Annotated in this window: 8 protein-coding genes; all 8 read right to left on the bottom strand. The window is 56.0% G+C overall.

Annotated elements, in window-relative coordinates; all coding sequences use genetic code 11:
- Positions 1-42 precede the first annotated feature (42 nt).
- Entirely contained in the window at positions 43-1503 is a 1461-nt protein-coding gene (locus tag ACTQ1N_RS02555; protein WP_441954489.1) for a sugar ABC transporter ATP-binding protein, read from the bottom strand.
- A gap of 211 nt (positions 1504-1714) precedes the next feature.
- Positions 1715-2740, bottom strand: coding sequence for a sugar ABC transporter substrate-binding protein (locus ACTQ1N_RS02550; RefSeq protein WP_441954311.1), 1026 nt, complete (start codon positions 2738-2740; stop codon positions 1715-1717).
- 342 nt (positions 2741-3082) lie between these two features.
- The gene (locus ACTQ1N_RS02545; RefSeq protein ID WP_441954309.1) at positions 3083-3661 is read right to left on the bottom strand and encodes a xanthine phosphoribosyltransferase; all 579 of its coding nucleotides are present in this window, start codon (positions 3659-3661) and stop codon (positions 3083-3085) included.
- Between the two features lie 37 nt (positions 3662-3698).
- Positions 3699-5102 carry a hypothetical protein gene (locus ACTQ1N_RS02540; RefSeq protein WP_441954307.1) on the bottom strand — a complete coding sequence of 468 codons (1404 nt, stop codon included), beginning with the start codon at positions 5100-5102 and terminating at the stop codon, positions 3699-3701.
- A 193-nt stretch (positions 5103-5295) separates the two neighbouring features.
- Positions 5296-8850 carry a transcription-repair coupling factor gene (gene mfd / locus ACTQ1N_RS02535; RefSeq protein ID WP_441954305.1) on the bottom strand — a complete coding sequence of 1185 codons (3555 nt, stop codon included), beginning with the start codon at positions 8848-8850 and terminating at the stop codon, positions 5296-5298.
- Positions 8847-9422, bottom strand: coding sequence for an aminoacyl-tRNA hydrolase (pth, locus tag ACTQ1N_RS02530; protein WP_441954303.1), 576 nt, complete (start codon positions 9420-9422; stop codon positions 8847-8849). The genes mfd and pth overlap by 4 nt, the downstream gene beginning before the upstream one ends.
- Before the next feature lie 113 nt (positions 9423-9535).
- On the bottom strand, positions 9536-11443 hold the full coding sequence (locus ACTQ1N_RS02525; RefSeq protein ID WP_441954301.1) for a UDP-N-acetylmuramoyl-tripeptide--D-alanyl-D-alanine ligase: 1908 nt from the start codon (positions 11441-11443) through the stop codon (positions 9536-9538).
- Entirely contained in the window at positions 11415-13484 is a 2070-nt protein-coding gene (locus tag ACTQ1N_RS02520; RefSeq protein ID WP_441954487.1) for an alpha-glycosidase, read from the bottom strand. The genes ACTQ1N_RS02525 and ACTQ1N_RS02520 overlap by 29 nt, the downstream gene beginning before the upstream one ends.
- Positions 13485-13670: the final 186 nt, after the last annotated feature.

Genomic DNA, 13670 nt, shown 5'->3' with positions numbered 1-13670 from the left:
CCCTGCAGGAAGCTGTAAGTTCGGCGCATCCAAAGACGCGTCTCACGAAGCTGCCAGTTTCATGATGGCTTCCTGACTGACCTCTGAATGATCCAGACAGCCTGTGACAACCCCTTCTGAAAATACGTATACACGATCACTCATATTGATAATCTCAGGAAGTTCTGATGAGATCATCAGAATGGTGAGTCCGTGTTTTGTCAGTTCGTTCATGATTGCATAGATTTCCGCCTTCGCACCTACATCGACTCCTCTGGTAGGCTCATCCAGAATCAGAATCTTCGGATTGGTCGCCAGCCATCTTGCAATCATAACCTTCTGTTGATTTCCGCCTGAAAGATTCCCGACCTTCTGCTCCTGCGAAGGCGTTTTGATAGAAAGCATATCAATATACTTCTGTGTAATCTCCTCTTCCTTCTTCTGATCGACATTCATTCCATGCATGAAAGTCTCCAGAACCTCAATCGTCGTATTGTAGGCGATATTCTGGACCATATACAGTCCATCGAGTTTCCGGTCCTCCGGCACAAGCGCAATCCCGTTCTTCATCGCATCGACCGGAGAACTGATCTTCACCTCTTTCCCATCGAGGTAAACCTTGCCGCTGCGGTGCTTTCCAAGTCCGAAAATCACCTTCATCGCCTCGCTTCTCCCGGCCCCGACAAGTCCGGCAAAGCCCAGGATTTCTCCCTTCCGCGCCTCAAACGTGACATCCTTCGCCATATCTCCGTCCGAGATATGCTCTGCTCTTAAAATCACATCTCCGCCCGTCTGGAAGTCTCTCGTATAATAGCTGGTCAGCGTACGTCCAACCATCATGGCAATCAGCTCGTCGTTTGAGGTTGTCTTTACTTCCTTTGTGCCAACCTTCGTGCCGTCCCGCATGACCGTGACTCTGTCACAGATCTGCTGCAGCTCACTCATCTTATGGGAAATGTAGATAATTCCAACCCCTCTTGATGTCAGGTCCCGGATGATGCCGAAGAGCTGCTCGACCTCATTGTCCGAGATGGAGGAAGTCGGTTCGTCCATGACAATGATCTTTGAATCTGTCGATACCGCTTTCACGATTTCAACCATCTGCTGCTGTGCGATGGTCAGATTCACCAGAAGATCGGAGGCGCTGACATGCATATGGTACTCGTCAAGAAGTGCCTGCGCCCTCTTCTCCATCTCCTTCCGGTTGACAAATTTCCCCTTCATGATCTCTCTTCCGAGGAATATGTTTTCCGCAACTGTCATGTAAGGAACAAGCACCAGTTCCTGATGGATGATGGCAATTCCGCTCTTCTCTGCATCCGGAACACTGTTGATTTCCTTCTTTTCTCCGTTAATGTAGATTTCTCCGCTGTCCGCATGATAGATGCCTCCAAGCACCTTAATCAAAGTGGACTTTCCGGCACCATTTTCACCGAGTAATGCATGTACCTCTCCAGCTTTTACCTCAAGGCTGACATCAGAGAGCGCCTTGACACCCGGGAATGTTTTTGTGATATGTTTCATCTGCAGCAGGATTTTCTCTTCAGCCAATTCCGCCACCTTCCTTTCTGTGTTCCCCGGACTGTCGCCGGAGAGCAGTCTTTACATTCTGACAGGATACCAGACCCAACAAGGCCCGCTGCCCAGCGGCAGCGGGTCTTGTCATCACCGCATGTTTACAGTACGATTCAGGATCCTGCCTTTCTGCAGCTGCCTGCTTTTCGGAATCCCGTCATTACTGCCATCCATCCGTGCCATAATCAGCAACGTTCTCAGGGCTGATCAGGAATGTATCAACCGGATATCTGAACTGAACTTCCTTGCCTGCCATGATGTCATACATGATCTCAACAGCCTTGTCAGCGATGGAAATCGGGGACTGAGCACCGGTAGCACGGAGCAGGGAACCTTTCTTGGACATCTCTGCCTTGAAATCAGGAGATCCGTCAACACCATAGATCAGAACCTTCTTGAGGCCTGCGCCCTCTGCAGATGCCAGTGCGCCAAGGGCCGTCGGGTCATTTCCGCCGAAGATTGCGACGACATCCGGATGAGCCTGAAGGAGGTCATCAGAGATCTTCTGTGATTCCTGCAGATTGCCCTTCGCATCCTGCTGTGCCACGATGTTGAATCCATGGCCGTCGATTGCATCGAGGAAGCCCTTCGTTCTGTCCGTGATGGAGTTCATCTCCGGGCAGTCAAGCACGATGATGTCGCCGCCATCCGGGCACTGCTTGACGAGATCATCGCCGCAGACCTTGCCGGCATTGTAGTTATCTGAGCCTGTGTAGGAAACAACATAATCCTTCATGTCGGCAACCTCGGTATCGAAGTTGACCATCGGGATCCCCGCTGCCTTCACTTCGTCCAGCGCCGGGACAATTCCTTCCGCCTCTGCCGGGTTGACGAAGTATCCGTCCGGCTTCTGGGAAATTGCGTCTTCCATCTGGGAAATCTGAAGCGTGACATCATTCGCCGGATCAGAAGTGATCAGGTTGTCACCGTTCTCCTTCAGCTTCTTCTCGATCTCCTTCTGGATCGTGACAAAGAACGGATTGGATCCATCCATGCAGGTATACGCAAATGTATAACCGCCATCCGGTCTGTCCTTCTTATACTGGGTTGTGTCGACCATGATCTTCGTCTGGTCTTCCTCAGTGTAAGCCTCCGTCGAAGCCTCTGTCTCTCCGGCCATCGCATATCCGCTCATCGAGAACAGCATGGTTGCGGCAAACACGCCTGCCCAGATCTTCTTGTTCATAGTAAATACCCTCCTTTATAAGATGTTGTGTTGAAGCGGCTTGTGTACATGTTCATACCACTCCTGTGTGCACAACTATACCACTCTCATATGAGCAAGTCAATGCATCTTTCAGTTTCTGTTGTACATTACGCCAACCATCATTCATATTCTTCCTGTATATTTGTTTATTTCGATTAATTCTATCAGGAAATAAATATTAATTTACTTTTATTGTACAAATATGTACAGATTCATCCAGTACAAATTCTGACGGTGACGACGGACGGTCGCCTTCACAAAAAAAGTCAGCCCCCAGGTTTTACCTGAAGGCTGACTCTTCACCGTTCAAATTCCTTATTCTCAATTCCGGAACGTGATCTCTCCGGTTTTATCGTCCATGCTCTCGATGATCGCCAGGGATTCCACGCGGATGCCCTGCTTCCGGATCAGCTCGCCGCCCTTCTGGAAGCCCTTCTCAATCGCGATTCCGACTCCCTCCACCGTCGCGCCGGCACTCCGGATGATATCGATCAGTCCAAGGCAGGCACACCCGTTGGCAAGGAAGTCATCGATGATCAGGATGTGGTCATCCGGACTGATGAACTTTTTTGCGACAATGACATCGTACGTCCTCTTGTGCGTGAAGGACTCAATCTTCGCTGTGTACATCTCACCGTCCAGATTCACGCTCTGAGACTTCTTGGCGAACACGACGGGTACGTGGAAGTGCTGCGCCGCGATGCAGGCGATTCCGATTCCCGATGCCTCAATTGTCAGAATCTTGGTGATCGGCGTATCCGCATAGAGACGCCTGAACTCCTCTCCCATCTTGTTGAACAGCTCCACGTCCATCTGGTGGTTCAGAAAGCTGTCCACCTTCAGGATATTCCCCGGTTTCACGACTCCGTCTTTTCTGATGCGTTCTTCCAGTAGTTTCATGCCTCGCCCCTCATGTCCATCGTCTGGTTTTGATTTCTCAGTTTCCCGCGGCTTCCGCTGCAGCTGTTTCCGTCTGGCCTGTCTCCGCTCCGGCTTCCTGAACCGCTCCGGCTTCCGTTCCGTAGCCTTCTGTTCCGGCTGACTCGGTACCCGCAGCAGCTGCCTCTGTTTCCGCCGAAGCCGGAGCCGTGTACGCGCGGTCGAAGGTCAGCTTTCCGAACGCATCACTGTCCGTCTCAAACTTCACGTCCTTCTCCCACTCCGTATACTGATCATCCACCGCTTTCTGCCTGCGCTCTTCGATGATCTGCTTCTTCTTTGCCTCGGTCGCGTCCTTGTCGAGCTTCTCGTTTACATAGAGGATGTAGTAGCTGTTGTTCGCCTCGACAAGATGATCGACCAGCGTATTGTCCTCCAGATCGTTCGTTGCCTTGATGATCTCGGACGCCGGATAGGAATCATCCTTTCCGAACGTCATCGAGGAAGCCGTGACACCTGCAGTCTTCTCCTTGGAGATCTCATCCACATACTCGGAGAACTCCCTGCCGGATTTTTTGATCTTCTCCAGCTCCTCCTCGGCCATCGCCTTGTACTTCCTGCGGGCTGCCTGCATCTCGGGGCTCTCGGTCTCCGTCTCGCTCTCTGTCAGCGCCTCGGTTGCTCCTGCTTCTGTCGAAGCCTCCGCAGCCTTCGCCTCCGTCTCAGATGCCGCTGACTTCGTCTTCTCGGACTTCTCCGTCTCGACTGCCGTCTCTGCCTCGGATGCGGTCGGCGTGACGGCGGAATCCGCCTCGGTTGTATTCTGGACATCCGCCTCTGTCCCGGCCTCGGAAAGTCCCTCCGATTCGCTCTCAGTCTCCGTCGTCGGTGTGTAACTGATGTAGGAAACCTTCCTCTGTGCGGCTTCCTCGTCGCTCACCTCCGTATCGGCTGTCTTGCCGACCTCGTCCTCGACCTTCTTCTGGATCGTCTTCATCTCAAGCGCCTTGATCACGACGTCCCTTGTCGCAGACATATCCTCCAGCGTCTTTTCGCTGTTTGCGGCGATGAACTTGTCCGCCGCGTCCGCGATGCTCTTCTCTTCCGCATCGCTCAGCGTGATCTTGTAATCCGCCGCGTGATCCTGCGCCACCAGAAGCCGTTCCATGGTCTTCTTGAACTCATCCTTGAAGGTTTCCCCGTAGGTCGAGCCCTGGCCGGTCAGATCCATGTCCCAGACATTCGCGCTTCCGTAATACTGGGCAAACATGTTGCCGTATGAGGTATCAAATGAAGCTTCCTGCAGTCTGAACAGGAAGGTGGCAACGTTGTTGTCGACCGCTTCCCCGTTATATGTGAACATCGCGGCTGCCTCTGCCTTCTTCCCGCAGCCGGTCAGCATCGATGCACCCAGACCGGCACAGAGCAGAAGCGCCAGTCCCTTTTTCCCCAATTTTTCCATGGCTCTGAATCCTCCAGATCTCTATCCCGCCGGCGGAAAACACATCCCATACACATGGAGGCTTCCCTTTCCCCGGGGTCCTCCACCCTCATCAGCCGGTGGTATTTAAACTTTGATAAGAACCTGTTAATTATACCGAATCCATATTCGGTCTGCAACCGTTTCGAAGGAGGAGGCGCGGCTGTCTCCCCGGTCACAGCGGCAGGTCGAGCATCCCGTCCTTCACTTCCGTCAGCATCCGGCCTGCAGCCTGAAGGACATCCTCCCGCTTCCCGTTTTTCTTTGCCAGCTGGCAGGCGAAATACGGTTTTTTGCCAACCACAAAGCGGAACCGTCCCCGGCTGTTTTTCAGAAAGCCGCCGACCTTGTCCGGACTGATCTTCGCCTTCTCATAGAAGACCAGATGGATCTCATCATCCTTCTGCGTCAGCTCCGTGATGCCCAGCGCGTGTGCCCGCGCCTTGAGCAGGGCAATTGCCAGAAGGCTCTGGACACTTTTCGGAGGCTCTCCGAACCGGTCCATCAGCTCGTCCAGCATGTCCTCATATTCATCCTGTGTGCTGATCGAGGCGATCCGCTTGTAGAGGTTCAGCTTCTGCACCTCGTTCGGCACATAGGCGGGCGGAATGAAGGCATCGACGTCGAGGTCAATGGATGTATCGAATTCTGTCGATTCGGTATTCTCTCCCTTCAGCGCCATGACCGACTCGTTCAGCAGCTTGCAGTAGAGGTCGTACCCGACCTCCGCCATGTGTCCGCTCTGCGCCTTGCCGAGCATGTTGCCGGCGCCCCGGATCTCCAGATCCCGCATCGCGATGCGGAAGCCGGATCCCAGCTCTGTGTACTCCCGGATAGCCGAGAGCCGCTTTTCAGCCGTTTCCTTCAGAAGCTTGTTCCTGCGGTACATCAGGAACGCATAGGCCGTCCGGTTCGACCGCCCGACTCTTCCGCGCAGCTGATAAAGCTGCGAAAGCCCCATGCGGTCCGCGTCGCAGATGATGATCGTGTTGACATTCGCGATGTCGAGTCCGGTCTCGATGATGGTCGTCGTGACCAGCACATCCACATCCCCGTTCACGAAGTCATACATGATGTCCTCGATCTGCTCCGCGTTCATGCGCCCGTGCGCGTAGGAGACACGCGCCGACGGCACCATATCCTGCACGCGTTTCGCCATATCGGATATTGTCGATACATGATTGTAAACCAGGTAAACCTGTCCCCCGCGCGCCATTTCCCTTGAGATTGCCTCGCGGATGGTCTCCTCGCTGTACTCCATGACAAATGTCTGAACCGGCAGTCTGTCCTGCGGCGCTTCCTCCAGCACGCTCATGTCGCGGATGCCGACCAGACTCATGTGCAGCGTACGCGGGATCGGCGTCGCCGTCAGCGTCAGGACATCGACATTCTTTTTCATTTCCTTGATCTTCTCTTTGTGCGTCACGCCGAAGCGCTGCTCCTCGTCGATGACGAGGAGACCAAGGCTGTGAAACTGCACATCCTTCGACAGAAGCCGGTGCGTCCCGATGACAATGTCGCACACGCCCTCCTTCAGATCCCGGATTGTCTGCGCCTGCTCAGACTTCGAGCGGAAGCGGCAGAGAAGCCCGACATTGACCGGATAATCCTTCATGCGCTGCGTGAAGGTATTGTAGTGCTGCTGCGCCAGGATGGTTGTCGGCACCAGGTAGGCAACCTGTTTTCCATCCTGCACGGCTTTGAATGCGGCACGGATCGCAATCTCCGTCTTGCCGTAACCGACGTCCCCGCAGACAAGCCGATCCATGATCTTGTCCGACTCCATGTCTTTCTTGGTGTCCGCAATCGCCTGCAGCTGATCCTGCGTCTCCTCATATGGAAACAGCTCCTCGAATTCATGCTGCCATTCGTTGTCCGGCGGAAATGAATGGCCCTTCTGATTCTGTCGGACCGCGTACAGGTCGACCAGCTCCTGCGCGACCTCCTCGACCGCTGCCTTCACACGTCCCTTGGTCCGGGTCCACTCCGTCCCGCCAAGCTTTGAGATCTTCGGCGCCTTGCTGTCCGCATCCGCATACTTCTGGATCATGTCGAGCTGCGTCGCCAGGACATAGAGGTTCGACCCGCCGGCGTACTCGATCTTCATGTAATCCTTCTGGACGCCGTCCACCGTAACCTTCTCGACACCCCGATAGACGCCGATGCCATGGTTCTCATGGACCACATAGTCGCCCGGATGAAGATCCGTGAACGACGCGATGGTCTTTCCCTGATACTTCTTTTTCCGCGCCGGCTTGCGGTTCTGAGTCCCGAAGATATCGCTCTCGGACAGGACGGCGAATTTCAGCATCGGGTACTCATATCCCCGGTGGGAGGCCCCCGCGGTGATCATGATCTCACCGCCCTTCAGCTCCCTGTCTGTGTCCTCCGAATAGAATGCCGGAATGTCCCGCCCGGTGATGTCCTGTGCCAGGCGCTTTCCCCTCGTTCTGGAAGCCGACAGCAGCACAACCCGCCAGCGGTTTTTGCGATAATGCTCCAGATCCTTGATCAGCATCGAAAAATCGCTGTTGTAGCTTCCGGTCCCGGCGGCGGAAATATCATATTTTTCACCATCCGGAAATCCATTTTTCCCACCTGTCGTGATGCTGAGTCCGCACAGATGGCGCTCAGAGAGGCGGCTGATGATCTGCTTGGGCGTAAACAGAATGTCTGCCTGCCCCGGCACCGCATACCCTTTTTCCATCCGGTGCGTGATGCTGTCCTGAAATTCCGCCTCCGTCTCCTTCGCGCTCTCCTCCGCCTTCGCCGGCTCATCGATGAAGACCGGCGTGTTTGCGGGGAAATAATCAAGCAGCGACACAGCATCCGGATAAAAGTAATCGCAGAACCCTTCCATGACCGTCGTGTCGCCGAAGTCCTCGAGGCGTTCCTTCGCCACGTTCAGGATTTCGGACACCCGGAAGGCCTCCTCGCTCATGTGCCGGTCACGGAACTTCTTTGAAACCTTTGCCGTCTCCTTTGAAAGCCGCAGAAGGCCCTCACGGGTAATCTCGTCCGTCGTCACGAACTCGGCCGCCGGATACACATAGACAGAGGCAATGTTGTCGATCGTCCGCTGCGACTGCGCGTCGAAGCTTCGGATTGAGTCGATCTCATCTCCCCACAGCTCGATCCGGACAGGATTCTCCTCCGTCAGCGGATAGATATCAAGAATGCCGCCCCTGACCGCATACTGTCCGGGCTGCTGCACCTCCTCGCATTTTTCATAGCCGATTCTTGACAGCTCCTGCTGCTCCTCTGTCAGGCTGATCTCGTCTCCCTCGCTGAAGGACCGGATCGCATCCACCCAGCGCTCCGCCGGCATGCAGTGGCTCATCAGCGCCGGAAGCGTGACGATCACCGTGAGTCCGTTTCCCCCGGAATCCTCAGACGACGAAGAAGCCAGGGCCTTCATGACCCTGACTCTCTCCGTTGTCAGCTGCATACTCTGAACATCCGCCTGGAAAAACAGGACATCCCTTGCCGGGTACAGCAGAACATGGCTGCTGAACAGCTGGTAATTCTCGTAGATCTCCCTCGCCCGCAGATCATTGGATGCGATGATCATCGAGACCGGATAGTCCTGCGACAGACATGCGATCAGATGGGTCTTCTGGGAATCAATGCAGCCGGAAACCAGATGCATGCCGGCTGTTTTTTTCAGATCGTCCCGAAGCCGCCGGAACTGCTCCAGCTCCAGCATCGGGGCGTAAAGTGCCTTCATCATATCGAAACCTTCCGGTTATACTCGCTCATCACCCTCTCCGCAGGCTCCGTCATCAGCGCCGCCGCCGCGCGCGATGCGCGCTCGAAGGCCTCTGTCATCGTCACCTGAACGGAGGAAGGAAAGCGTCCCAGCACATAGTCCGCCAGATCCCAGCCCTCCGGCTTGCCGCCTGTGCCGATCTTGATCCGCAGAAAATGATCATCTCCCAGCATCTGGATGATGTTCTTGATGCCGTTGTGCCCGCCGGCCGATCCCTTCTCCCGGATCCGGATGGTGCCCGGCTCAAGGCTGATGTCATCGTACAGCACAATCAGCTGGCTGGCCGGATCCGCCTTGTAAAAAGCCACCGCCTGCTGCACGGCCTCTCCAGAGAGGTTCATGAAGGTCTGCGGCTTCATCAGGAGCACCTTCTGACCCTCGATGAGCCCATTGCCGCAGAGCGCCTTGAATTTTCTGTCGCCGACCTCGATCCGGTACCGCTCCGCCAGGATGTCAATCACCTCGAACCCGCAGTTGTGACGGGTATGTTCATATTTTCCGCCCGGATTGCCGAGCCCTGCCACGATATACAAGTATGTCTCCTCTTCTTCCTTTCAAGCCCCAGACGATGTCCGCCGGCCTCTCCGATGGTCAGACGGCCCGTCAGGAGACGGCCCCTTTCAGAGATTCAGCCCCTTTCAGAGATTCAGCCCCTGGCGGACTTTGCCAGTGCCTCCACAATTCTGGAGAATCCCATAAAGTGGCTGGCCTTCACAAGCACCACATCGCCCTTCTTCACTTCCTCATCCTTCTTTTCAAGGAAACTGTCCACATCCGGGTACCAGACGGCCGAAAGCGCCGGCTTTTTCTTAAGCGCCTCCTCATAGAGCCCGCGTGAGAGCGCTCCGACCGCGATCAGGCGGTCACAGCAGCCGGCCGCATACGCGCCGACCTCTTCGTGGAGGGCGGCTTCATCCTCCCCCAGCTCCCCCATATCGCCAAGAATGGCGACGCGGCGGCCCTTCTCCGGCTTCCCGCCTGCGAGGACCGAAAGGGAGGATTTCATCGACACCGGATTGGCGTTGTAGCAGTCATCGATCACGGTGCTGTCTTCCGTCTTCAGGATGCGGAACCTGCCGGAGATCGTCTCCGCCGACTCGATTCCTTTCCGGATCTCCTCAAGGGACAGACCGCAGACCAGGCCGACCGCTGCGGCAGCAGCAGCATTCGAGACATTGTGAAGTCCCGGAACAGGGACCTTCACCTCGAAGCTGCCCTTCGGTGTCCGGATCGTGCAGTGTGTCCCCTCGAAGCCAAGCGGTCTGATATCGGCCGCGCAGACAAGGCCGGATGCCGGAAGATTTCCCGGATAGTCCATCTTCTCCCCGACACACAGGTCCCCGGCCCCTTCTGTGTCGGAAGAGACTCCAAACCAAAACGGCTTACTCCCGTTTACTTCCTGGATGGTGCGCAGCTTGTCATCATTTCCATTCAGGATGACATGTCCTGACGGCTTCATGTACCGGAACACTTCGGTCTTTGCCCGCATGATGCCGTCCCGGTCCCTCAGAAACTCCAGATGACAGGTTCCGATATTCGTGATCACCATCGTGTCCGGCCGGGCGATCTGAGCCAGCTGGTCCATGTCCCCGAAATGACTGACGCCCATCTCCAGCACGGCGATTTCATGCTCCTCCCGAAGATGGAAGACGGTGAGCGGAAGCCCCAGACCATTGTTGAAGTTGCCCTCCGTCTTCAATGTCCTGTAATGCGTCTGAAGCACAGAGGCAATCATTTCCTTGGTGCTTGTCTTGCCGACCGACCCGGTGATCCCCACGACCGGCGTGCCCAGGATTTTCAGATACTCTTCCGCAATCTTCCGGAGCGCTTCCTGCGTGTCCGTCACCTCGATCCAGAATCTCGGAATTGTCCCGTCCGGCGCGATGCCAAGGCCGCCTGCGGCGCTGTCCAGTCCTGCCGGCAGGCCCTCCCCGGACGCTGCAGCAGGATTTCCTGCTCCAGCAGGTGCCGCAGCTGTCTTTTCCACTCCCGCAATCGCTGCGGACGGATTCCCTGCTCCGGCAGACGCCGAAGCTGATGTCCCCGCTCCCGCTGGCGTGTTCCCCACTACGACATGCAGCAGACCGGTTTCCTCTTCCGGACTTCCCTGGATCGACTGCACAAACCGTTCCCGCCTGGCTTCCTTCGGATTCTCCTTCCATTCCGACATCTGCGAGACACCGGTTTCCGCAGTCTGGGCAGCCTGGACCGCCGCGTCGGAAATCAGCTCCTCCTTCGTCAGATCACGCTCGGAGAGCACACAGATCGCCCCCTGGTCAAAGACCTGCGCGATGAACCTGTGTCCATCCACCCGTTCGCCCTGGATGGCCCCGAAGAGCGAGCCCGGCCCTGCCTTCCGGCTGTCCGTCACGATATCCGACACCTCCCGCTGAAGCATCGCTCCGAACCCCCAGCGGGCACGCGGGCTTCCCTTCCACAGCGTTTCCCGCTCAAAGTTTGCAAAGATGCCCGCCTTTGTCAGGACAGACATATGGAGAACACCGCCCGTGACCTGTTCAATCCGTTCAATGGTAAGACCCTTCATGGTTCTCATAAACAAACACCTCCGCGCTCATCGGTGCCAGGGTCAGAGATAGTCTTCCTCTGCTGACCTCCAGCTCCTTCTCCTCGAGGCTGTAGCCCTCCTCGTCTGTCTGAAATACACGCCTGACGCTGCACTCCATCGCCGTCTCCGCCTGCCAGACGGGAAGCGACACAATCATATTCTCCGGGTGAATCGAGAAGATCACGATCACCGTCTCGCGGCTGTCAAACCGGGCGTAGGCGATGCAGTTCCGCTCCCCGTGCAGATAGCACAGCGACCCTGTCCGCAGTACCGGATGCGCCCTCCTCATCGCAATGACATCTCTTGTGTAGGCGATCATCTCCTGATTTTCATTTCCCCATGGATACGTTCTCCGGTTGTCCGGGTCTGTGAAGCCGCAGACGCCGGCCTCATCTCCATAGTAGATCGTCGGCGCCCCGGGCCAGGTCATCTGACAAAGGACCGCCTGCCGCATCACGCCGCAGCTGACGCCGTCAGAGGCGGCATCATAGTTGAAGCTGCCGACCCTCCCGACCTTGTGGTTCGTCCGGGTCAGAAAACGGGAATGGTCGTGGTTGGAGAGCTCGTTCATCGCCGTGAGCAGCGAAGGCTCCATCATATTGGAGGTGTGGTACCGCATCGCCCCGAAAAAGCTGTCGGCATTGCCGACCTGGTCGGGCAGGTATTCGTCCGAGTGCTTCTCCATCCCGGTGAAGAACCAGCTCACCGGTTCCATGAACGCGTCATAGTTCATGATGCTGTCCCACTGATCCCCGAGCAGCCAGTCCCACGCAGAGCCATAGTGCTCCGCCAGAATCAGCGCATCCGGATTGGCCTTCCGCACAGCCTGCCGGAACATCCTCCAGAAGTGGTGGTTGTACTCCACGGAATGTCCGAGATCCGCGGCCACATCAAGGCGCCATCCATCCGCGCAGTAAGGCGGGGAGACCCATTTCGCCGCAATCCTTAAAATCGCATCCACCAGCTCCGGCGACTCATCGTAGTTCAGCTTCGGAAGCGTGTCATGGTTCCACCAGCCCTCGTATGTGGCATTGTACGGCCAGGCATTCTCATTCTGAAAATGAAAGTACCGCCGGTACGGGCTGTCTGCGCTGATGTAAGCCCCCTTCTCCCATTCGCCGGAATGCTCATAGATCTGTTCCCGGTCAAGCCAGCGGTTGAAGGATCCGCAGTGGTTGAACACACCGTCCAGGATGACCTTCATGCCTCTGGCATGTACCTCGCGTACAAAATCCGCAAAGTACGCATCCGCCGCCTCCAGGTTTTCTTTCCTTGTCGTCCGGCAGATATAGCGCTCCGCATCCCGGTTCTCCGTGCGTCCGTCGGTCAGAAGCGCTCCTTCGTCCTTCACAAACCCGGTAAAATGCGGATCGATGTGCTCGTAATCCTGTGTATCATACTTGTGATTGGAGGGTGAGACAAACAGCGGGTTGAAATAGAGAACCTCTACCCCCAGACTCTGCAGATAATCCAGTTTCTGACGCACCCCTTCAAGATCGCCGCCATAGAAATTTCGGACATCCATGCTCTCCGGACGTCTGTTCCAGTCATCCACATGGCGGATATTCTGTCCGATGTACCGGTATTCGTCCGTAAGCGGGTCGTTTGCCGGACTTCCGTTGCAGAACCTGTCTGTGAAAATCTGGTACATCACCGCCCCCTTCGCCCAGGCAGGCGTATGAAAATTCGGACAGACCCTGAAGAAGAAATGCTCGTCCGGCGCTTCCGCCACGCCGGAGCGCAGCAGACAGCTCATCGTCCTTCCGCTCCAGATCTCAAAATAGTACAGAAGCATCTGGTCCGGCATTACAAAAGTGGTTTTATAATAATCAAATTCCCCCTTTGTTTTCTCCAGATGCATGCGCAATTTTTTTCCGCCGCTGACAAGCCAGACCTCGTCGACATTCGCCCTGGCCGTCCGGACTCTGACCGTCACCTCATCGCCGGCATCCGGCTCCATCGGAGTGACGTAATTCTCCGACAGGTCTGAAAACAATGCGTCTGTGTTCAGCACAGGCAGCATGTTCATCACATATTTCGCACACTTCAAAGACTCACTGTATGTTTTTCCCGTCACGCTGTTGTCTCTTCCCGGCAGCCTCAGGCAGCCGCCTAATCGTCGATCGCTGTCCGCTCTGGTAACGTTTCCGCTCCGTCACGCCCAAGAGAGGGCAGCGCACCCGGCACCGCCCTCTTCCCAGATCCTGTTTCTCCT

It is taken from the genome of Porcincola sp. LCP21S3_C12 (assembly GCF_052118625.1).
Classification (GTDB): domain Bacteria; phylum Bacillota; class Clostridia; order Lachnospirales; family Lachnospiraceae; genus Porcincola.
This window is presented reverse-complemented; position numbering and strand designations above follow the sequence as displayed.

Coding starts and splice junctions, on each gene's coding strand:
- ACTQ1N_RS02520 (WP_441954487.1), bottom strand. CDS start 13,484: ATGAACATGCTGCCTGTGCTGAACACAGACGCATTGTTTTCAGACCTG.
- mfd (WP_441954305.1), bottom strand. CDS start 8,850: ATGATGAAGGCACTTTACGCCCCGATGCTGGAGCTGGAGCAGTTCCGG.
- ACTQ1N_RS02540 (WP_441954307.1), bottom strand. CDS start 5,102: ATGGAAAAATTGGGGAAAAAGGGACTGGCGCTTCTGCTCTGTGCCGGT.
- ACTQ1N_RS02545 (WP_441954309.1), bottom strand. CDS start 3,661: ATGAAACTACTGGAAGAACGCATCAGAAAAGACGGAGTCGTGAAACCG.
- ACTQ1N_RS02555 (WP_441954489.1), bottom strand. CDS start 1,503: ATGAAACATATCACAAAAACATTCCCGGGTGTCAAGGCGCTCTCTGAT.
- ACTQ1N_RS02525 (WP_441954301.1), bottom strand. CDS start 11,443: ATGAGAACCATGAAGGGTCTTACCATTGAACGGATTGAACAGGTCACG.
- ACTQ1N_RS02550 (WP_441954311.1), bottom strand. CDS start 2,740: ATGAACAAGAAGATCTGGGCAGGCGTGTTTGCCGCAACCATGCTGTTC.